Annotated in this window: 21 protein-coding genes; 7 read left to right on the forward strand and 14 right to left on the reverse strand. The window is 65.6% G+C overall.

Annotated features, from left to right (window positions below):
- Positions 1-11: 11 nt before the first annotated feature.
- The 7 genes from QWL29_RS04485 to QWL29_RS04515 form a co-directional block, all read right to left on the reverse strand.
- Positions 12-524, reverse strand: a complete 513-nt coding sequence (locus QWL29_RS04485) for an LPS-assembly lipoprotein LptE (RefSeq protein ID WP_305821686.1) — start codon at positions 522-524, stop codon at positions 12-14.
- Positions 525-527: 3 nt separating this feature from the next.
- Positions 528-3,173, reverse strand: coding sequence for a leucine--tRNA ligase (gene leuS, locus QWL29_RS04490; RefSeq protein ID WP_305821687.1), 2,646 nt, complete (start codon positions 3,171-3,173; stop codon positions 528-530).
- Between the two features lie 114 nt (positions 3,174-3,287).
- Positions 3,288-3,980, reverse strand: coding sequence for a transglycosylase domain-containing protein (locus QWL29_RS04495; protein WP_305821688.1), 693 nt, complete (start codon positions 3,978-3,980; stop codon positions 3,288-3,290).
- Positions 3,977-4,192, reverse strand: coding sequence for a hypothetical protein (locus QWL29_RS04500; RefSeq protein ID WP_305821689.1), 216 nt, complete (start codon positions 4,190-4,192; stop codon positions 3,977-3,979). Before QWL29_RS04500 ends, QWL29_RS04495 begins: the two co-directional genes overlap by 4 nt.
- A 165-nt stretch (positions 4,193-4,357) precedes the next feature.
- Positions 4,358-4,684: a barstar family protein gene (locus QWL29_RS04505; RefSeq protein WP_305821690.1), complete on the reverse strand. Its 327-nt coding sequence runs from the start codon at positions 4,682-4,684 to the stop codon at positions 4,358-4,360.
- Position 4,685: 1 nt separating this feature from the next.
- Positions 4,686-5,495, reverse strand: a complete 810-nt coding sequence (gene dapB / locus QWL29_RS04510; protein WP_305821691.1) for a 4-hydroxy-tetrahydrodipicolinate reductase — start codon at positions 5,493-5,495, stop codon at positions 4,686-4,688.
- 10 nt (positions 5,496-5,505) lie between these two features.
- Complete coding sequence (locus tag QWL29_RS04515; protein WP_305821692.1) at positions 5,506-6,117, reverse strand: outer membrane protein assembly factor BamE; 612 nt, start codon at positions 6,115-6,117, stop codon at positions 5,506-5,508.
- Between the two features lie 79 nt (positions 6,118-6,196).
- Between QWL29_RS04515 and fur the strand changes: the two genes are divergently transcribed.
- Positions 6,197-6,628 (forward strand): ferric iron uptake transcriptional regulator, encoded by a 432-nt coding sequence (fur, locus tag QWL29_RS04520; RefSeq protein WP_305821693.1) that lies wholly within the window; start codon positions 6,197-6,199, stop codon positions 6,626-6,628.
- 270 nt (positions 6,629-6,898) lie between these two features.
- On the opposite strand, the gene hrcA is transcribed toward fur, so the two are convergent.
- Positions 6,899-7,912: a heat-inducible transcriptional repressor HrcA gene (hrcA, locus tag QWL29_RS04525; RefSeq protein WP_305821694.1), complete on the reverse strand. Its 1,014-nt coding sequence runs from the start codon at positions 7,910-7,912 to the stop codon at positions 6,899-6,901.
- 123 nt (positions 7,913-8,035) lie between these two features.
- Positions 8,036-8,782 carry an HAD family hydrolase gene (locus tag QWL29_RS04530; protein WP_305821695.1) on the reverse strand — a complete coding sequence of 249 codons (747 nt, stop codon included), beginning with the start codon at positions 8,780-8,782 and terminating at the stop codon, positions 8,036-8,038.
- 233 nt (positions 8,783-9,015) lie between these two features.
- On the opposite strand from QWL29_RS04530, the gene QWL29_RS04535 reads away from it, so the two are divergent.
- A complete protein-coding gene (locus QWL29_RS04535) occupies positions 9,016-9,600 on the forward strand; it encodes a hypothetical protein (RefSeq protein WP_305821696.1) in 585 nt (194 codons plus the stop codon).
- A gap of 27 nt (positions 9,601-9,627) precedes the next feature.
- Positions 9,628-10,311, forward strand: coding sequence for a hypothetical protein (locus tag QWL29_RS04540; protein WP_305821697.1), 684 nt, complete (start codon positions 9,628-9,630; stop codon positions 10,309-10,311).
- A 284-nt stretch (positions 10,312-10,595) separates the two neighbouring features.
- On the opposite strand, the gene QWL29_RS04545 is transcribed toward QWL29_RS04540, so the two are convergent.
- The 5 genes from QWL29_RS04545 to QWL29_RS04565 all read right to left on the reverse strand — a co-directional run bounded on the left by QWL29_RS04545 (position 10,596) and on the right by QWL29_RS04565 (position 16,557).
- On the reverse strand, positions 10,596-10,787 hold the full coding sequence (locus tag QWL29_RS04545; RefSeq protein WP_305821698.1) for a hypothetical protein: 192 nt from the start codon (positions 10,785-10,787) through the stop codon (positions 10,596-10,598).
- A gap of 239 nt (positions 10,788-11,026) precedes the next feature.
- Complete coding sequence (gene rsmA / locus QWL29_RS04550) at positions 11,027-11,806, reverse strand: 16S rRNA (adenine(1518)-N(6)/adenine(1519)-N(6))-dimethyltransferase RsmA (RefSeq protein WP_305821699.1); 780 nt, start codon at positions 11,804-11,806, stop codon at positions 11,027-11,029.
- A gap of 12 nt (positions 11,807-11,818) precedes the next feature.
- Entirely contained in the window at positions 11,819-12,868 is a 1,050-nt protein-coding gene (pdxA, locus tag QWL29_RS04555) for a 4-hydroxythreonine-4-phosphate dehydrogenase PdxA (protein WP_305821700.1), read from the reverse strand.
- 4 nt (positions 12,869-12,872) lie between these two features.
- On the reverse strand, positions 12,873-14,282 hold the full coding sequence (locus QWL29_RS04560) for a peptidylprolyl isomerase (RefSeq protein WP_305821701.1): 1,410 nt from the start codon (positions 14,280-14,282) through the stop codon (positions 12,873-12,875).
- 46 nt (positions 14,283-14,328) lie between these two features.
- The gene (locus QWL29_RS04565; protein ID WP_370663664.1) at positions 14,329-16,557 is read right to left on the reverse strand and encodes an LPS-assembly protein LptD; all 2,229 of its coding nucleotides are present in this window, start codon (positions 16,555-16,557) and stop codon (positions 14,329-14,331) included.
- Between the two features lie 95 nt (positions 16,558-16,652).
- Here QWL29_RS04565 and QWL29_RS04570 point away from each other — a divergent pair, with 95 nt between their 5' ends.
- Genes QWL29_RS04570 through QWL29_RS04585 form a run of 4 tightly spaced genes read left to right on the forward strand, consistent with a single transcriptional unit; the run spans position 16,653 to position 20,983 of the window.
- Positions 16,653-17,723 (forward strand): aminoglycoside phosphotransferase family protein, encoded by a 1,071-nt coding sequence (locus QWL29_RS04570; RefSeq protein WP_305821703.1) that lies wholly within the window; start codon positions 16,653-16,655, stop codon positions 17,721-17,723.
- Positions 17,724-17,739: 16 nt separating this feature from the next.
- The gene (gene murU, locus QWL29_RS04575) at positions 17,740-18,459 is read left to right on the forward strand and encodes an N-acetylmuramate alpha-1-phosphate uridylyltransferase MurU (RefSeq protein WP_305821704.1); all 720 of its coding nucleotides are present in this window, start codon (positions 17,740-17,742) and stop codon (positions 18,457-18,459) included.
- Complete coding sequence (pepP, locus tag QWL29_RS04580; protein WP_305821705.1) at positions 18,456-19,802, forward strand: Xaa-Pro aminopeptidase; 1,347 nt, start codon at positions 18,456-18,458, stop codon at positions 19,800-19,802. The genes murU and pepP overlap by 4 nt, the downstream gene beginning before the upstream one ends.
- On the forward strand, positions 19,799-20,983 hold the full coding sequence (locus QWL29_RS04585; protein ID WP_305821706.1) for a UbiH/UbiF/VisC/COQ6 family ubiquinone biosynthesis hydroxylase: 1,185 nt from the start codon (positions 19,799-19,801) through the stop codon (positions 20,981-20,983). The genes pepP and QWL29_RS04585 overlap by 4 nt, the downstream gene beginning before the upstream one ends.
- Positions 20,984-20,994: the final 11 nt, after the last annotated feature.

Genomic DNA, 20,994 nt, shown 5'->3' on the forward strand with positions numbered 1-20,994 from the left:
TGCTCCGCGCGTCAGGTCTTGATCGCCGCCAGGCGGCGGATGATCTGCTGCACCAGGTCGGACTGCATGTCGCGGTACAGCAGCGCTTCCTCGCCTTCCTTGGCCAGCACGGCTTCCTCGCTGAACGTGAGGTTGCGGCGCAGGGTGATCTCGGTCGGCGCCAGGATCAGATTGCCGGCCGTGTCGCGCACCTGGAACACCAGGGTGTAGCTGAGCAGGTACTCGCGCACCCGGCCCAGGTTGTTCAGCGACAGGACCGCCTTGTTGCGCGCCTCGGAGACAACCTCGAAGCGCGCCTGCGCGGCATCGGCCTTGGGCACGATGATGACGTTGTCGATCGCACGCAGGTTGCGTTTCAGCTCGTTGCCGAGCGGCGAAGCATCGCCGAAGCCCAGGTGGATGGTCTGGAACGGCATGTTGTACGAGCCGTTCGAGCCGCGCAACTGGAAGCCGCAGGCGGCCAGGCTGGACACCAGCAACAGCGCGCACACGGCGCGCATCAGGGAAGGAAAGGATGCGCGCATGGGTTACACCACGATGTTGACGAGTTTGCCGGGCACGACGATGACCTTCTTCGGCGTGCCTTCGATGAACTTCTGTACCGCTTCCGACGCGAGTGCCGCGGCTTCGACCGCCGCCTTGTCGGCTGCCTTCGGCACCTTCACCGAGCCGCGCAGCTTGCCGTTCACCTGGATCATCATCTCGATCTCGGCCTGTTCCAGCGCGGCCGGGTCGACCTGTGGCCACTGCACGTCGAGGATGTCGCCGTGCGCTTGCGCGTAGCCGAGTTCCTGCCACAGCGCGTGGGTGATGTGCGGCGCCACCGGGTTCAGGATGCGCAGGAAGACCGACAGGCCTTCGGCGATCACGCTGTCGCCGGCCGGGCCTTCGGCCAGCTTAGCCTGCTCCAGCGTGTTGAGCATCTTCATGCAGGCCGACACCACGGTGTTGTACTGGATGCGCTTCAGGTCGTAGTCGGCCTGTTGCAGGATCTTGTGCACTTCGCGGCGCAGGGTTTTATGCGCTTCGTCCAGGGTCGCGGCGCCGTCCGTGTTGGCCAGGGCGGCTTTGACGCGGCTCGACTGGGCATACGCAAACGCCCACACGCGGCGCAGGAAGCGGCTGGCGCCTTCGACGCCGCTGTCCGACCACTCCAGGGTCTGTTCCGGCGGCGAAGCGAACATGGTGAACAGGCGCGCGGTGTCGGCGCCGTACTGCTCGATCTGCGCTTGCGGGTCGATGCCGTTGTTCTTCGACTTCGACATCTTTTCGGTACCGCCGATTTCCACCGGCTGGCCGTCGGCCTTCAGCACGGCGCTGTGCGGACGGCCCTTGTCGTCAAAGGTCAGTTCCACGTCGGCCGGGTTGTACCAGGTCTTCTTGCCGGCCGCGTCGTCGCGGTAGTAGGTCTCGTTCAGCACCATGCCCTGGGTGAGCAGGTTGACGAAGGGCTCGTCGAACTTCACCAGGCCGAAGTCGCGCATGACTTTCGTCCAGAAGCGCGCGTACAGCAAGTGCATGACGGCGTGTTCGATGCCGCCGATGTACTGGTCCATCGGCATCCAGTAATCGTTGCGCGCGTCGACCATGGCATCGTTCGAGCCCGGCGAGGTATAGCGCATGTAGTACCAGGACGAATCGATGAAGGTGTCCATCGTGTCGGTCTCGCGGCGTGCCGGCTTGCCGCACTTCGGACAGTCGCACTTCAGGAAGGCCTCGTCCTTGTTCAGCGGGTTGCCGGTGCCGTCCGGGACCAGGTGCTCGGGCAATACGACCGGCAGGTCCTTTTCAGGAACCGGGACCACGCCGCACTCGCCGCAGTGGATCATCGGGATCGGGGTGCCCCAGTAGCGCTGGCGCGAGATGCCCCAGTCGCGCAGGCGGAAGGTGACCTTCTTGTCGCCCAGTTCCTGCGCGGCGAGGTCGCCCGACACCGCGTTCACGGCGGCGGTGTAATCGAGGCCGTCGTACTTGCCGGAGTTGATGGTGCGGCCGCTTTCCTTGTCGCCGTACCACTCGTGCCAGCCGTCGAGCGAGTATTCCTGGCCTTCGACAGCGACCACCTGCTTGATCGGCAGGTCGTATTTCTTGGCGAATTCGAAGTCGCGTTCGTCGTGGCCCGGCACGCCCATCACGGCGCCGTCGCCGTAGGTCATCAGGACGTAGTTGCCGATCCAGACCGGCACCTGCTCGCCGGTCACCGGGTGGGTGACGGACAGGCCGGTCGGCATGCCCTTCTTCTCCATCGTCGCCATGTCGGCTTCGATGACGGAACCGAGCTTGCATTCGGCGATGAAGGCCTGCAGTTCCGGGTTGTTTTTTGCGGCGTGCTGGGCCAGCGGGTGCTCGGCCGCCACGGCGCAGAAGGTCACGCCCATGATGGTGTCGGCGCGGGTGGTGAAGACGTAGAGCTTGCCGTCGTTGATCAGCTCACCCGCTTCATCCATGATCACGTGCGGGAAGGCGAAGCGCACGCCGGTCGACTTGCCGATCCAGTTGGCCTGCATGATGCGCACGCGCTCGGGCCAGCCCGGCAGCTTGTTGTCGACGAAGTCGAGCAGCTCGTCGGCGTAGTCGGTGATGCGCACGTAGTACATCGGGATTTCGCGCTTTTCGATCGGCGCGCCCGAACGCCAGCCCTTGCCGTCCACGACCTGCTCGTTGGCGAGCACGGTCTGGTCGACCGGGTCCCAGTTCACGGTGCCGGTCTTCTGGTAGATGATCCCTTTTTCCAGCATCTTGAGGAACATCCACTGGTTCCACTTGTAGTATTCCGGCTTGCAGGCGGTCATCTCACGCGACCAGTCGATGGCCAGGCCCATCGACTCCATCTGCCCGCGCATGTGGGCGATGTTCGAATAGGTCCATTCGGCTGGCGGCACGTTGTTGGCCATCGCCGCGTTCTCGGCCGGCATGCCGAAGGCGTCCCAGCCCATCGGCATCAGCACGTTGTAGCCGTTCATCCGCAGGTAGCGGTACATCACGTCGTTGATCGTATAGTTGCGCACATGGCCCATGTGCAGCTTGCCGGATGGGTAAGGCAGCATCGAACAGGCGTAGTATTTGCCTTTCGGGAAACGTGGGTCGTTCTCGACGGCTTTGTAGGCGTCGATCGACTTCCAGTACGCCTGGGCGGCCTGTTCAACTTCGGCTGGACTATATTTATCTTGCATGATGTTCTGCGGAAGAATATTGGAGGGTGAGCAGGACATTATACTGGTTCATCTTGCACTGCGGCGTAGCGAGGCAATGCCTTTCCCCGAGCGTGGTCGATCACCCCGGGCAGTTCATTTCGCTGCGGCGCAATGGGAGTAATCGGTATCGAACCAGCCCGTCGGGCGGCAGCGTCCGTCAAGCACCGCCTGTACCCGGACCAGGCGGGCGGCATACGCGACTGGCTCGCGCACGGGGTGATAAGCGTTCGGCGCCTTGATCATGGCGACCAGGCCGGCTGTTTCAGCGTTGCTCAGTTGCGCCAGCGGTTTGCCGAAATAGGCCTGGGCCGCTTGCGCCAGGCCGCGCACTTGCTGCCCATCGTGGCGGCCCATGTAGACCGACTGCACGTACATCGCCAGTTGCCGCTCCTTCGGCAGGCGGGCGTCCAGCACCAGCGCCATCGTGTCGCGGCCGAAGTCGATGCGCTTGCAGCAGTCGAAGACGCGGCGATAGAAACCTTGCAGGCTGCCTTGCACGCCGTCCAGGCGCGGGCCTTCCAGGAAGAATTCACGCGCCAGTGCCGAGGAAATCGTGGCCACGCCCTGCCCTTCGGCCAGGCTCAGGCCGTGGTGGGTATGGAAGGTGGGATCTTCGATGCGCAGCAGGATGTCGGTCTGGCGTGGGGACAGCGCGGCCGGCGCGGCGCCGCGCGGCCAGCGCGCCAGCAGATCGTCGAACGAAGCGGCGGCCCAGCCGGCGGCAATCGCAAGGTAGAGGGCCAGCGCCGCGAGCAGCACCAGCATGGCTTTACCCAGGCGCTTCATGGCGCTTTCGTCACGGTGGGATAGGCGCCCAGAGCGTCGATCTCGCGCAGGAAGCCCTGCTCGATGTAGGGGAGGATCTTGCCGAACTCGCCCAGCACGCGGGCGCCGAATTCGTCGTGCTCGTGCCAGCGCTCGGCGGGCAGGCCGAAGTAGCTTACGGGATGGGCCGGCATGACGTAGTGGGAGATGCGCAGGAGGTCGTCGGCGGTCATGGCGGTCCGGGGTCGTGGAGCTGCGGCTGCCCTGTTATTGGTGTGCTCCATCCGCGTGGGCACGGAGTGCCTTGCGCGGCCCGGCCCACCGTACGAGACACGTTCCGGGCCGTTTGCAGACAAAAAGCCAGGGTAGTGTTCCGGCCGTTTGCGGGCAAAAACCTGTTAGCGCAGCACCAGCTTCAGGGCCGGTTTTTCGCCGTAGTCTTCGTAGCGCTCGTTGATGCCGCCGACGCAGAAGGCGATTTCCTCGAGCAGGTCGGGCAGGCGCGCCTGCAGGGCTGGTCCGTCGGTGATGACGATCTCCAGCACCTCGTTCGGCTTCAGGCGGAAGGCCGTCATGTTCTCGTCGTCGCGCAGGTAGCTCAGGCAGTCGACCCAGGCGTCGATGGTGTCGGCGTAGGTCTCCGGGAAGCCGAAGGCGCGGCGGCTTTCAAGGTGGAAGGCCGCTTCGTCGACGATCGCGGCGCCGTTCAGTTGGACGCTGGCCATGTCAGCCCTTCAGGCCCAGCACGTCCTGCATGTCGTACAGGCCGTTGGCTTTGCCGGCGATGAAGCGCGCGCCGCGCAGGGCGCCGTGGGCATAGGTGACGCGGCTGCTGGATTTGTGGGTGATCTCGATGCGCTCGCCGGTGCCGGCGAACAGCACGGTGTGGTCGCCGACGATGTCGCCGCCGCGCACGGTGGCAAAGCCGATGGTCGACGGGTCGCGCTCGCCGGTCACGCCTTCGCGGCCATACACGGCGCAGTCCTTCAGGTCGCGGCCCAAAGCGTCGGCAATGACTTCGCCCATCTTGAGGGCGGTGCCGGACGGCGCGTCGACCTTGTGGCGGTGGTGGGCCTCGATGATCTCGATGTCGTAGCCTTCGGCGAAGCTTTTCGCCGCCATCTCCAGCAACTTGAGGGTGACGTTCACGCCCACGCTCATGTTCGGCGCGAACACGACCGCCACTTTCTCGGCGGCGGTGCGGATCGCTTCCTTGCCGGCGTCGTCGAAGCCGGTGGTGCCGATCACGACCTGGATGCCGTTGGCAGCGCAGTATTCCAGGTGCTTGAGGGTGCCTTCGGGACGGGTGAAATCGATCAGGCAATCGGCGCCGGCCAGCGCGCGCTCGAATTCGGAGTGGATCACCACGCCGGTCAGCTGGCCCGAAAAGGCGCCGGCGTCGCTGCCGATGAAGGGCGAACCGGCGACGTCGAGGGCGCCGGACAGGGTGGCGTCGGGAGCGGCGGCGATGGCCTCGATCAGCATGCGGCCCATGCGCCCGCTGGCGCCGGCAACCGCGATTTTCAATTGCGTCATGACGTACTGGTTACTGGATGTTGGAATTGGTCGGCGACGCCGGCGTCACCGGGGCCACGGCGCGGGTCGGCGCGTTTTTCGTCGGGAACTTGGTCGGGCCGGCGATGCGGTCGATGTACTCGCGCTCGGTCGGCAGGTTGCCGCCGTCGAAACGCTCGACGACATTGTCCTTGAAGTAGACGGTAACGCGGCTGGTGGTCAGCTCGCCGTCGCCGCGTGCCAGGTAGAACGGGAAATCCCAGCGGTCGGCGTGGAACATGTCGGCGATCATCGGCGAGCCGAGCAGGAAGCGCACCTGCTCGCGGGTCTGGCCCGGCTTCAGCTGGGCCAGCATTTCCTGCGACACGAAGTTGCCCTGCTGGATGTCGGGACGGTAGGGCGAGAAGATCCAGAGGAATTTTTGCAGCTTGCTTGACTGGGTCGTTTGTGCGCCGGAATTTGCCAGGGCGGCGGCCTTGTCGGCGTCGGCTGTTACGGCTGCCGCGTCGGTGCTCGCCGGTGCAGCAGGCCGGGTCTGGTTACGCCAGGATGCGCAGCCGGACAGCAACAGCGTGCATGCGAGGCCCGCGGCGAGCGCAGCCCGGACCTTAAAACTGTGAACAACGGCATCGGTGACACGCATAAGTAACCTCAAAACGTTTAAGCGGGAGCTTCCAAAACGCTATATCATAAAGCACTCCGCCCATCTACGAGTAACAAACATGAGTAACAAACCCACCGACCTGAAGGCGAGCGGCCTGAAGGCCACCCTGCCACGCCTCAAGATCCTGGAAATTTTCCAGAACAGCGAAGTGCGGCACCTGACGGCGGAAGACGTCTACAAGATCCTGCTGGCCGAGAACATGGACGTCGGCCTGGCCACGGTGTACCGCGTACTGACCCAGTTCGAGCAGGCCGGCCTGCTGAACCGCAATCACTTCGAAACCGGCAAGGCCATCTACGAGCTGAACGCCGGCTCGCACCACGACCACCTGGTCTGCCTCGACTGCGGTCATGTGGAAGAGTTCTTCGACGAGGAAATCGAATCGCGCCAGAACAAGATCGCCGCCGAACGCGGCTTCAAGATCGCCGAGCACGCGCTGGCCATCTACGGCAATTGCATCAAGACGGCTTGCCCGCACCGCGGGAATTGATTGATCGATTGTGGTAGCAACAACAAGAAACGGCGCTGCGGCGCCGTTTTTTTACGCCGTTTTACACGTAGGGTGGGCACTTGTGCCCACGCGGTCGTACTCCCGCACACCTCCACTGCTTCGCGAAGCGGTACGACCATCATACGTTCTACCGCGTGGGCACAAGTGCCCACCCTACGAACAACAACAACAACAACAACAACAACAACAACAACAACAAGAAACGGCGCCGCGACGCCGTTTTTTACGCCGTTTTACACAACGCTGTTGTTATGAATGGCTCAGCGCATTCGACAGCAGCTTGGCCGTGATGTCGACGATCGGAATCACGCGCTCGTAGGCCATGCGCGTGGGCCCGATCACGCCCAGGGTGCCGACGATCTTGCCGTTCACCTCGTAGGGTGCGGTGACGATGCTCATTTCGTCCATCGGCACCAGCTTCGATTCGCCGCCAATAAAGATCTGCACGCCGCCGGCGCGGCTGGAGACGTCGAGCAGCTGCATCAGGCCGGTCTTCTGCTCGAACATCTCGAACATCTGGCGCAGCGACGTCATGTTCGACGACAGGTCCGCCACCGACAGCAGATTGCGCTCGCCGGCGATGACCATGTCCTCGCCCTCGGCCATGGCTTCGCTGCCCGCTTCCACCGCTACCTGCATCAGGCCGCCGATGTCCTCGCGCAGCTGGCGCAGTTCGCCGGTGAGGCGGGTGCGTACATCGTCGAAAGACAGGCCGGCGAAGTTCTGGTTCAGGTAATTGGCCGACTGCACCAGCTGGGACGGCGTGTAGTCGGCCTCGGTGAGCAGCAGGCGGTTCTGGACGTCGCCGCGCGGGTCGACGATGACGAGCAGGATGCGCTTTTCCGACAGGCGCAGGAATTCGATCTGCTGGAACACCGATTCGCGCCGCGGGCTCTGCACCACGCCGGCGAATTGCGTCAGCGACGACAGCATCTGCGCCGCGTTGGCGATGACTTTCTGCGGCTGGCAGGCCGGCAGGCGCATCCGCTCGGCGTCGACGCCCTCGCCCAGGTGCTGCACGGTGAGCAGGGTATCGACGAACAGGCGGTAGCCGCGCGGCGTGGGCACGCGCCCGGCCGAGGTGTGGGGACTGGCGACATAGCCCATCTCCTCGAGGTCGGCCATGATGTTGCGGATCGTGGCCGGCGACACGTCCAGGCCGGAGATCTTCGACAGCGCGCGCGACCCGACCGGCTGGCCGTCGGCGATGTAGCGCTCGACCAGGGCTTTCAGCAGGGTTTGGGCACGGGTATCAAGTTGCATAAGGCGGAGGCAAGGACAGAAGCGAAAGCGGAAGGGGATCGGAAGCGCTGCGCTTCCCGGTCTGCTTCCATTATGCACCTTTGGCAGGCGGCTGTGCAGTCAACCGCGCAGTCGGGCACGCAGTCAGCCGAACGCTTGCCTGAGCCAGGCCAGCAGTTCGTCGAAGTTGGCCACGATCGCGTCCGGCGCCACGCCCTCTTCCAGGTGGCGGCGGCTGGCGGTGCGGTTCATCCACACGCCGCGCAGCCCGGCGCGCTGGGCGCCCTGTACGTCCAGGATCAAATCGTCGCCCACGTACACCGCCTCCTGCGGGGCCACGCCGAGCGCCTCGCAGGCGGCGTGGAAGATCGCCGGGTCCGGCTTGGCGCGGCCGAATCGCGGCGCCGACACCGATGCCTGGAAGTGGTGGGCCAGGCCGATGGTCTGCAAATCGGCGTTGCCGTTGGTGACCGCGCCGAGCAGCACCCGGCCCTTCAGGCGCAGCAGTCCCGGCAGCACGTCGTCGTAGGGCGTCACGGCATTCCGGGCCGCAAAGAACTCGACCATCGCCAGTTCCACCTTGGCCGTGTCTTCTCCTGCCTGCTCGAACGCGGCCAGCAGCCCGGCACGGCGCAGGGCGCCCAGGTCGAGCTGGAATTCCGGGCGGCTGGCCAGCAGTTCCAGGCGCGCCTGGCGCAGGCTGTCGATGGTGAAGCGCTGGGCCACGCGCGGGGCATGGCTGGCCAGCCAGGCGAACAGGGTCTGCTCGGCCTGCAGGATCACGGGGGCGATCGGCCACAGGGTGTCGTCCAGGTCGAACAGGACGGCACGCGGCCAGGGCCGGCGCGCGGGCGGCGTGGCAGACTTCAATTCGGGCTTCAATTCAGGCATCAAGTCAGGCTTCAATTCGGGCGTCGGGGCGAAAAGACGGTGATCCGAGCATAGCGAGGCCGGCTGCGAAATGCAATCGCGCGCCGTGCGCAGCCCCGTCGTTACACCGTGATACAAACGGCGATGAGCCCGGGGCTTGTCAAATGCTCTAAAATGATGGGCAAACTTCCAGCTTCGACGCGGCACGGACGCCGTTGCGCGTCTTGTCCAGTTCCCTTTTATTTGGAGAAATTATGATTCGTTCCCCCCTGCGTGCCGGTGTCGCGCTGGCTTGCGCGTTGAGCCTGTCCGCCTGCGGCGGCGGCGACGGTGAGTTCTACCTGGGCGGCAGCATTATCAACAACACGGCGGAAGGCCTGGTTGTCACGAATAACGGCGGCTCCGACTATGCCGTGCCCGCCGGCGCCACCACCTTCTACTTCCCCGACCTGGTCGATGCCGACTCCTCGTACCGGGTCGAGATCAAGCAGGCGCCCAAGAATGCCGAGAAGTGCGAGGTCATTTCGCCGACCGGCGTCGGCCGCGCCACCTTCAACATCAACACGGTCGAGATCGTCTGCACGCTGAAGTCGAAGCCCCTGAACGTCAACGTCAGCGGCCTGCGCGGCGGCAACCTGGTGCTGGTCAACGGCTCGGTGCGCAAGGATGTCACGGCGAACGGCAGCTTCGAGATGTTGAAGGCTGGCTGGGGCCAGCCTTACGGCGTGACCGTGTACGAGCAGCCGAGCGGCCAGACCTGTACCGTCCAGAACGGTGTCGGCACGGTGCCGAGCGCCGACGAACCGAAAACGATCGACGTCAGCGTGACCTGCGCCTGACGGTTTAACGCATTCCAGGAGATGAATTTGAAGAACAACGTATCGGCCCGCGCGGGCCTGGCGCTGGTCATGGCCGCGGCCCTGGCTTCCTGCGGTGGCGGCGGCTCGAAGTACACCATCGGCGGCGTCGTCTACGGGCTGCAGTATGGTCCTTTGGTACTCACCACCAATGGCATGGAAACGGCCATCCAGCCGAACACGACCAATACCGCCACCGACATCAAGGATGTGACGTATGCCTTCCCGGACAAGCTCGAGTATGGCGACGTGTACAACGTCATCCAGAAGCAGGTCACCGATGCGTCCGGCAACGTGACCATCCAGCAGCCGCCGCACCAGGTTTGCGGACCGGCCAGCAACAGCCGCACCAGCGACACGGCGGGACGCCTGTCGGTCATCAGCGCCGACTTCGTCTGCCAGCTGGTGACGCCGACCATCGGCGGCAAGGTCAAGGGCCTGGGCGCCGGCACCCTGGTGCTGAACAACGGCAGCGACAGCCTGTTCTCCATCGCCGCCGTCACACCGGCCGTCACACCGCCGGCCGACATCGCCTACACTTTCTCGGTTCCTGTCACCTACGGCAAGACCTATGGCGTGACGGTCCAGACCAATCCTGCGGGCTATACCTGCACCGTCGCCAACCCCACCGGCACGATGGGCGACAATCCGGTCACGAACATCGACGTCACCTGCGTCGCCAATCCGGCCTGAGACAGACCTTGAGACAGATATACGCTGCGCTGATGACGATCATTCCAAAAGAAAATTGGATTTATATGTTGTAGCGCAGCATAATCCTACCTGTCTCCTCCAACTCTCCTCAGAAAAGAATTGGATTTAAGCCCACCCGCAACGGTGGGCTTTTTTTTTGCCCCTGCACGGGAGGTTGTGAAAAAATGGTCAGGGCAAGGCGCCGAGTCGAAGACAGTACGAGCCTACGGCGAGACGAGGCAACGCCGCCATGGCCATTTTTTCACAACCTCCGGGGCAGCCGCTCAACCGAGCTTGGTAACCGGCACCAGGCGCTTGCCGCTGACCTTCACGATCGCCATCTTGCCGGTGCTCACCGCCACCATCGCGTCGGCACGCACTTGCGCTTTGTAGCTCTCGGCGCTGGCGTAAGTGCTGACGCCGACCAGCAGTGCGGCGACGACGAAGATCGATTCCATGTGTTTGAGGACGTTCATTTCAGGCTCCCTTCGGTTGAGTGGTGGGCCCTTTGCGTCTGCATTCGGGCTTTCGATGGGAGTAGATTAGCAAGCACCTCGGCCACCTTCCAGCGGCCTGCGACGAACTGCAAAAAGCAGGCGCCAAAGCGCGTCAAACGGCGATATAGCGTGTTTGTGCAGCGCAGTAGCTCAGCGGGCTAGTGAAGGAAAAACGGGAAAGAAGAGACGCGGCGGCCACGCGGACCGCCGGAAGAAATTTACTGCACCGGCTTGAGGATGTTCGCCAGCGCCACGTACTGTTCGAGCGACACGGTCTCCGGACGCACGCCCGGGTCGATGCCGGCGTCCAGCAGCTGCTGTTCGGTGAACATGCCGGCCACGCAGTTGCGGATCACCTTGCGGCGCTGCGAGAAGGCCTTCTGCACCACTGCTTCCAGGGTCGGGCCGTCGGCCGGCAACTGGCGCCGGGTCGGCACCATGCGCACGATGGCCGATTCCACCTGCGGCGGCGGATCGAAGGCGGTGGGCGGCACGATGAACATCAGGGCCATGTCGTAGCGCCATTGCAGCATTACCGACAGGCGGCCGTAGGCCTTGGTGCCCGGCTCGGCCACCATGCGCTCGACCACTTCCTTCTGCAGCATGAAGTGCTGGTCCTCGATCAGGTGCGCAAAGTCGGCCAGGTGGAACAGCAGCGGGCTGGAGATGTTGTACGGCAGGTTGCCGACCACGCGCAGCTTCTGTCCTTCGGGCACCGGGATCGAACCGAAGTCGAATTTCAATGCGTCGCCGGCGTGGATCGTGAGCTTTTCGCGCGGGTAGGCCTTTTCCAGGCGCGCCACCAGGTCGCGGTCGAGTTCGACCACGTGCATGTGGTCGAGTTCCTTCAGCAGCAGCGCCGTCATCGCCGCCAGGCCGGGGCCGATTTCGACCATCGCCTCGCCGCGGCGTGGGCCGATGGCGTCGATGATATTGCCCAGGACGAGTTTATCGGTCAGGAAGTTCTGGCCGAAGCGCTTGCGTGCGACGTGTTTCATTGGTGCTTTCGTTTAGTGTGATGCGGCGCGGCTGGCCGCCACCATGGCGGCGGCGGCGCGGATGGCTTCTTCCATGCTGCCGCAGTCGGCATGGCCCAGGCCTTGCGCCGCCAGGTCGAGCGCGGTGCCGTGGTCGACCGAGGTGCGGATCAGGGGCAGGCCAAGGGTGACGTTGATGCCGCGCCCGAAGGTGGCGTGCTTCAGGACCGGCAACCCCTGGTCGTGGTACATGGCCAGCACGCAGTCGGCGTCCTGCAGGTACTTGGGCTGGAACAGGGTGTCGGCCGGATACGGCCCGCGCGCGTCGATGCCGCGCGCCTGCGCCGCCGCCAGCGCGGGTGCGATGACCTCGATTTCCTCGCGTCCCAGGTAGCCGTTCTCGCCCGCATGCGGGTTCAGGCCGGTGACCAGGATGCGCGGTGCGGCGATACCGAATTTGGTGCGCAGGTCGTGCTGGATGATGTCGAGCACGCGTCCCAGGCCCTCCTGCGTGATCGCGTCCGGCACGTCTTTCAGGGGCAGATGGGTGGTGGCCAGCGCCACGCGCAGATACGGTTGCCCGCTTGCCGGCTGGCCGGCCAGCATCATCACCACCTGCTGCGTGCCGGTCTTTTCGGCCAGGTATTCGGTATGGCCGGAAAAGGCGACGCCGGCGTCGTTGATGGTGCTCTTCTGCAGCGGCGCGGTGACGATGGCGTCGAACCAGCGCGACCCCACGCCTTCGATCGCGAGGTCGAGCGTGGCCAGCACCGCGCGGCCGTTTTCACGGTTCAGGGTGCCGGGCGTGACGTGGGCCGCGAGCGGCACGTCGACCACGGCCAGGCGGTCCTTGCCGAAGTGCGGCAGGCCGCCGTTCCTCAGCGCCTGCGTGGACAGGGCCGAGAGGCGGATCGCGGGGTCGATCAGGCTCGCCGTCAGCGCGAGGAAGGCGGCGTCGCCCACCAGCACGCAGTTGGCCTGCTCGCGCAGCGCCCAGGCGGCACGGATGGCGATCTCGGGACCGATGCCGGCCGGCTCGCCGACCGTGAGCGCCAGGGCCGGACGTGCTGCCTGCATCGTCATGGCCTCAGCCTTCCTCGCGGTACTCGACGTAGGCGCGGTCGCGCACTTCGCGCGCCCAGTCCTCGAAGGCTTCGCCGAGCTTGCGCTCGCGGATGACCTGGCGCGCGCGGTTGCGTTCCTTCTGCGCGGTCACGTCTTCGCTCTTGCGCTCGAGGACCTGGATCAGGTGGAAGCCGAACGGGGTCTCGACCACGCCGGACAGCTCGTTCGGCTTCAGGGCCGCCATCGCGGTTTCGAATTCCGGCATCACGTCGCCCGGGTACAGCCAGCCCAGGTCGCCGCCCTTGGATACCGAGCCGTTGTCCTGCGAGTTCTGGCGCGCCATGTCCTCGAAGGTGGCGGCCTTGCTGTCGATCCTGGCCTTGATTTCCTCGAGCTTGCGCTTGACCTCGGCCGCAGGCATGGTCGGCGTCGCCTTCATGAGGATGTGGCGCGCGCGGGTCTGCTGGACCACGGCCTGCTCCTGCGCCGCGGCGCTGGCCAGGCTGCGCTTGTCGACCAGCTTCAGGATGTAGAAGCCAACGTTGGTCTTGATGACCGGCGTGACCTGGCCGGCGCTCAGCTTGCGCAGCTCGTTGGTGAAGATCGGCGGCAGGCGGTCGGCCTCGCGCCAGCCGATCGCGCCGCCCTTCAGGGCGTCGCCGGAGTCGGAATAGGTGGCGGCGACCTTGGCGAAGTCGGCGCCGGTGCGCAGCTGGCGCTGCACCTCGTCGGCACGGGCGCGGCGCGCGGCGATCTGCTCGGGCGTGGCGTTGGCCGGGATGCCGACCAGGATCTGGGCGATGTCGACCTCGATGCGGTCGGCGGCGGCGGCCTTTTCGGCGGCCAGGAAGGTATCGACCTCGGCATCCGAGACCTGGATCTTGCTGTCGACCTCGTGCTCGCGCAGGCGCTGCATCATGATCTCGCTGCGGATCTCTTCGCGGAAGGCGGCAAAGGCCATGCCTTCCTTTTCCATCTGGTTGCGCATCTCCTGGACCGACAGCTTCTGGTCCTGGGCGATGCGGCCGATGGCGGCGTCGAGCATGCGGTCGTCGACGCGCACGCCCATTTCCTTGGCCAGCTGGACCTGGGCGCGTTCGACGATCATCGCCTCGATCACCTGGCGCTCGAGGTCGGCCTGCGGCGGCAGCTGGGCGTTCTGGGCGCGCATGCGCTGGACGATCTGGGCCACGCGGTTGGTGACTTCGTTGCGGGTGATGACCTCGTCGTTGACGACCACGCGGATGGCGTCGACGACGTTGGCGTTGCTGGATGCCGGCGGCAGGAAGCCGCTGCCCGGATTGGCCGGAGCAGTACCGGTTGCCGGAGCCGAACCAGTTGCCGGAGTCGCCTGGCCAAGGGCCGTGCCGGCCGTGAGCGCGCACAGCAGCGCCGCTGCGAGCTTAAGTTGATGCAAACGGGTAGTACGCATAATCTGGGAAGCACTCATTCAGGTCAAAAATCATCCATGGTCCCGGTCAGCGGCGGCCCACGTTGGTGTTCAGCCGGGTATAGCCGGGAATACTCTTGTAAAACGAGTCGAGCGGGTTGCCCATGCCGAAGCCCGACAGGCCGTTCAGCTCGAGCTGGAAGAACACCGGCGTCGAGGTCGACTGGGCCGCCGTCACGAAGCGCTGCGCGCCCATCCGGAATACCCAGCAGTCGGCCTTGTATTCGAGGCCGACCAGGCCTTCGAGCACCTTGTGGTCCTGCAGCGAATAGCTGACCCGGCCGACGCCGAACCAGCGCGTCGACAACGGCCACTGGGCCGAGATGTCGGCATTCCGGAAGCTGTCGCGCACGTAGCGGTACTCGGCGTTGAGCACCTTCAGCATGCCCGGGCTCCAGCGCAGGCCATAGTTGCGGCTGTACACGCTCGAACTCGTCGCATCGTATTGTACGCTGGCGTCGACGTTCAGGCTCTCGACGATGCGGCCCGATGCCGCCAGCAGCAGGTCGGAGCGGTCCTTCCGGTCCTGGATCGGGCGGCCCGGCATCTGCACGCGTGGCTCGGTGAAATAGAAACGCTGGCCAAAGGCCAGGCGCAGGCGCTCGGCGCCGCTGCCCTCGATATAGCGCGACACCACTGCCGCGGTCAGCTGGTTGGCGTCGGACACGCGGTCGCCGCCGACGAAGCGGTTCTCGCTGAACAGCTGGGCGTAGCTGAAACCCGCCTCGCCGCTGTCGAAGTTCGGGAAGTCGTCCTGGTCCTTGTAGGGCGTGCGCACGTAGAACAGGCGCGGTTCCAGGGTCTGGGTGGCGGCGGTGCCGAGCAGCGTGGTCTCGCGCTCGAACACCATGCCGGCGTCGAGCGAGAAGGTCGGCAGCACGCGCGAGAGCGTGGTATCGCGTCCGGCATTGCTGTCCAGGTCGTACTTGGCCGCGTTCAGCATCAGCTTCGGCGTGATGTAGTAGCCCGGACGCACCCAGGGATAACTCACCTGCGACAGCACCGTCGCGCGGTTGCCGCTGTCCCAGGTCGAATGGGTGAAGCGGGTGGCGTCCGCATCGACCGACCAGTCGAAGCCGTTGACGTCGAAGCGGCCGGTATGGAAGGTAATCTGCGGCATGCGCGCATACGGACGCGGAATCGTCAGCGCCGGATTGGTCACCGCCGCCGGCTCCTGCAGCACCTGGAAGTTCTGGGCACGTGCGGTCAGGCTCCAGAATTCGGTGTTATAGGCGGTGGACACCTCGCGCACCAGCTGGCGCTCGGCGCTGACCGAGACCGAACGCGAGAAGTCGCTCAGGTACTGGTCGTCGGACGCGCCGTGCAGGTTCCAGCCGAAGGACCATTGCGGACTGAGCTGCTGGGTGTGCAGCGAATCGACCAGCCAGCGGTCGGTCTTGGTGATGCGGTCGTTGCGCAGGTACTCGAAGTGGGTCTCGCCGCTGTAGGGGCCGCGCTCGGTGGCGCCGAGGTAGCGCCCGGTTGCGCCCAGCTGCAGGCCGCGGTCGAACATCATGCGCGGGAATACCGTCAAATCGCGGTTCGGCGCGATGTTGAAGTAATACGGCACCATGACCTCGGTCTTGCCCTTCGAGCCGGCGCCGATCGAGGGCGGCAGCCAGCCCGAACGGCGCGCGCCGGACAGCGAGAACGACAGCGCGGGCGTGCCGAGGATGGGCACGTCCTTGAAATAGACGATGGTCTTGCCGGCGATGCCGACGTCGCGCCCGGAATCCAGGCGCAGCGTGCTCGACTTCAGGTACCAGTCGGGGTTGGTGCCCTGGCAGGTGCTGTAGGTGCCGTCGACCACGAGGGCCTGGTCCTCGCCGAGGAAGTCGATGCGGTCGGCACGGCCCTGGGCGTTGTTCACCTGCAGCTGGTATTCCGGATTCAGGAACCAGCCGCGCCCGGTTTCCAGGTTCAGCTGCAGCGAGTCGCCCTGGTAGCGGTCGCCGAAACGCCACAGCTTCACGTTGCCGTTGGCCGTGACCTCGTCTTCGACCAGGCGGTAGCAGGCCGTGTCGGCCGTCATTTTCGTCTGGCCGCGCGTGACCTCGACGTCGCGGTTCAGGTTGATCTCACGGTCGGGACGGCCGCCGATCTCCTCGGCGCGCACGGTAATGGGAAGATCGTTTTCGTCGGCACGGGGCGTCGCCGGCGCGGTTTGCGCATGCAGGGGCCCCGAGGCCATGGTAACGAGCGCGGAAAAGGCGACTGCCTGCCGCTGCGGGAATGGTAGGGCCGTAAACCAGCTCATGGATTCTTGGGCTGCACCATAAAGGGCGATTTTTTAGATTGAATCCCTTATTATATGGGAATTAGTTCACTCAACCGGTTTCCCTCGGACGTTTCATGGCTTCTTCGTATCAAAATTCCCCCACTTCCACCGAGCAGGATGCGCGCCTCGCACTGCTGACCGAATGGCTGGGCTCGCTGAACCTGGTGGAAACCGGTTCGCGCCGCCCGGCATCGACCGATGCCAGCTTCCGCCGCTACTTCCGCCTCGATGTGGCGCCTGCGCTACGCGACACATTGGGCGAGACCCTGATCGCCATGGATGCCCCGCCCGAACGCGAGAACGTCCCGGCCTTCATCCACGTCCAGGGCCTGCTGCAGGAAGCCGGCGTCACCGTGCCGAACATCGTCGCGCGCGACGTCGAACGCGGCTTCCTGCTGCTGTCCGACCTCGGCACCACCACCTATCTGGCGCGCCTCGACCCGGACAATTCCGCCTTCATGTATTCGGATGCGGTCGACGCCCTGATCAAGTTCCAGCTGCACAGCCAGCCCGGCGTGCTGGCGGAATTCGACCGCGCCTTCGTGCTGCGCGAAATGAATTTGTTTCCCGAGTGGTACCTGGGGCGCCACCTGGGCGTCACGCTCAGCGAAGCCCAGCAGGCCCAGCTCGACAAGGTGTTCGAGGCCATCACGTCGAATGTGCTGGCCCAGCAGCAGGTGTTCATGCACCGCGATTTCCATTCGCGTAACCTGATGTTCCTCGACGCCGGCAACCCGGGCGTGCTGGACTTCCAGGACGCCGTGTACGGCCCGGTCACCTACGACCTGGCCTCGCTGCTGCGCGACGCCTACATCCAGTGGGACGAAGAAATCGTGCTCGACTGGGTCGTGCGCTACTGGCAAAGCGCCAAGGGGGTGGGCCTGCCGGTGAACCCGGACATCGACGCCTTCTACCGCGACTTCGAATTCATGGCCCTGCAGCGCCACCTGAAGATCCTGGGTATCTTCTGCCGCCTGAACTACCGCGACAGCAAGAACATCTACATGGGCGACCTGCCGACGGTGCTCGACTACGTGCGCAAGACCGCCAACCGCTACACCGAACTCAAGCCCCTGCTGCGCCTGCTCGACGCCGTCGACGCCTTTGGCGACAAGGGCGCGCCGCAAGTCGGCTACACCTTCTGAGTACACCGGGGACACCATGAAAGCCATGATCTTCGCCGCCGGCCGCGGCGAGCGCATGCGTCCGCTGACGGACACCTGCCCGAAACCCCTGCTCAAGGTGCGCGGCCGTCCGCTCATCGTCTGGCACGTGCTGAACCTGGTGCGCGCCGGGATCACGGACATCGTCATCAACCACGCCCACCTCGGCCACATGATCGAGGAAGCGCTGGGCGACGGCAGCAAGTTCGGCGCGCGCATCGTGTACTCGCACGAGCCGAAGGCGCTGGAAACGGCCGGCGGCATCGCGAACGCACGCCACCTGCTGGGCGAGGAACCCTTCCTCGCCATCTCGGCCGACATCTACGCGCCCTACTTCGATTTCTCGCAGGTGCTCGACGCCCTGCCCGAGCGCGACATGCTGGGCCAGCCGATTCCGCCTGAAAAACGCGACATCGCCTGGCTCTACCTGACGCCGAACCCCTGGCACAACCCGGAAGGCGACTTCGGGCTGAACATGTACTCGCTGACCAACAACGGCAACCCGAAGTGGAACTTCGCGAACATCGGCGTCTACCGGCCCGAGATGTTCGACGGCATCGCCCCCGGCGAAGTGATGCGCATCGGCCCGCTGATGCGCACCTTCATCGAGCAGGGCCGCATCGGCGGCGAGATCTACACCGGCCCCTGGGTGAATGTCGGCACGGTCGGGCAGCTCGAGGAGCTGAACGCGCCCCTTGGCAAAAAGGCCGGCGCGTGAACCCTTACGCCGCGCGCCGCGCCCACCTGGCCCAGGCCATGGAGCCGGGCGCGGTGGCGGTGCTGGCCACCGCGCCTGAAGTGCTGCGCAACGCCGACAGCGAGTACCCCTACCGCCACGACAGCCATTTCTATTACCTCAGCGGGTTCGCGGAACCGGAAAGCGTGCTGGTGCTCGTGGCGGCGCATGGCGCCACGCCGGCCCGTTCCATCCTGTTCTGCCGCGACAAGAACGTCGAGCGCGAGACCTGGGAAGGTGTCAGGTACGGCCCGGCCGCCGCGCGCGAGGCCTTCGGGTTCGACGAGGCGTTTCCGATCGGCGAACTCGATGCGCAGATGGCGCGCCTGCTGGCCGACGTGCCGGCCCTGTACTACGCGAACGCCCGCGATGCGGCATTCGACGCACATGTGGCCGGCTGGATCAACACGGTACGGAGGCAGTCCCGCTCGGGCGTGACGGCCCCCGCACGTATCCAGCACCTGCTGCCCCTGCTCGACGAGATGCGGCTGCTGAAGGACGCGAGCGAACAGGCATTGATGGAAAAGTCGGCCGGGATTGCCGGCGCCGCCCACCTGCGTGCGATGCGCGCAGCCAGGGCCGGCATGTTCGAGTACGAACTCGAGGCCGAGCTGCTCTACGAATTCCGCCGCAACGGCGCCCAGTTCCCGGCCTATACGCCCATCGTGGCCAGTGGCGCGAACGCCTGCATCCTGCACTACAACGCCAACAATGCCCAGACCCGTGACGGCGACCTGGTGCTGATCGACGCCGGCTGCGAGTTCGACAGCTATGCCTCCGACATCACGCGCACCTTCCCGGTGAACGGTGTGTTCAGCGCGCCGCAGCGGCAGCTGTACGAACTGGTGCTGCGCGCCCAGGATGCGGCGCTGGCGGCGATCCGGCCGGGCCGGCCCTACAGCGATTTCCACGAAGCGGCGCTGAACGTGCTGGCCGAGGGCATGCTCGACTTCGGCCTGCTCGACAAGACCCGGTACGGCAGCGTCGAGATCGTGCTGGCCGAACGCGCCCATACCCGCTTCTACATGCACGGCACCGGCCACTGGCTGGGCCTGGACGTGCACGACGCCGGCGCCTACCGCGACCTGGCGCTGGAAGGCAAGCCTTCGCGCCTGCTGGCGCCGGGCATGGCCCTGACGGTGGAGCCGGGCATCTACGTGCGCCCGGCGCCGGATGTGCCGGAACACTTCTGGAACATCGGCATCCGCATCGAGGACAACGTGATCGTCGGCGAAGCGGGAGCGCGGGTAATATCGGGGGCGGCGCCGAAGACGGTGGCCGAGATCGAAGCGTTGATGCGTGAAACCCCGATGGGAGGACGATGATGGAACAGCACCAGGACAACTATGACGTGGCGATCTGCGGCGCCGGCCCGGTGGGGCTGGCCCTGGCCGCCCTGCTGGCGCGGCGCGGCATCGCCGGCAAGCGCATCGTCCTGATCGATGCGCGCGCGCTCGGCCAGTCGATTTCCGATCCGCGCTCGATCGCGCTGGCCTGGGGCAGCCGTATGCTGCTGGAAGAAGTCGGCGCCTGGCCACTCCCCGCTACCGCGATCCACAGCATCCACGTTTCGCGCCGCGGCCATTTGGGACGCAGCCTGATGGACCGCGCCGAACACAGGCTGGACGCGCTGGGTTACGTGACGCGCTACGGCGAGGTGGTCGATGCGCTGGCGCGCGCGGTGGACGCCGCCGGCGTCGAGGTGATCCGCCCGGCGCGCGTGGCCTCGCTGAACGAGGATGGCGGCCACGTCACCCTGGCGCTCGACGATGGCCGCACCTTGAGCGCCCAGGTGGCGGTCGGCGCCGAAGGCGGCGTGTTCGGCCAGCAGGAAGACAAGAAGCAGACGCGCGACTATGGCCAGCATGCCGTGATCGCGCGCGTGGCAACCAGCAGCCCGATCCCGCACCGCGCCTTCGAGCGCTTTACCGACGAGGGGCCGCTGGCCCTGCTGCCGCAGGACGGCGCCGACGGCTTGCAGTACGCGCTGGTCTGGTGCGTGCAGCCGGAGCGTGCTGCTTCCTTGCAGGCGATGGAAGAGAGCCGCTTCCTGGCTGAACTGGGCGAGGCCTTCGGCGGGCGCCTGGGGCGCTTCACCAGGGTCTCGGCGCGGCTCGCGTATCCGCTGGGCCTGAACGCCGAAGCCCACGCCACCACGCGCACGGTTGCCATCGGCAATGCGGCGCAGACCCTGCATCCGGTGGCCGGCCAGGGCCTGAACCTGGGCCTGCGCGACGCCGCCGTGCTGGCGCGCCTGCTGGCACGCTGCCCGGGGCCGGAAGCCATCGGCCGCTTCCTCGACGAACGGGCGCAGGACCGCAAACTTATTATCGCCCTCACCGACACCATGGCGCGCGCCTTTGTCGGCAGCGGACCGCTGCAATCGGTGCTCGGGCTGGGGCTGGCGACGCTGGACGCCGTCAAGCCGGCGCGCACGCTGCTGGCCGAAGTCATGATGTATGGGCGAAGAGGCGGGTCGTCGTTCTTGCCGTACCGGCAAGGCTAAGGTTGATTGGT

The sequence above is a fragment of the Massilia brevitalea genome (assembly GCF_030711405.1).
Taxonomy (GTDB): Bacteria; Pseudomonadota; Gammaproteobacteria; order Burkholderiales; family Burkholderiaceae_D; genus Telluria; species Telluria brevitalea.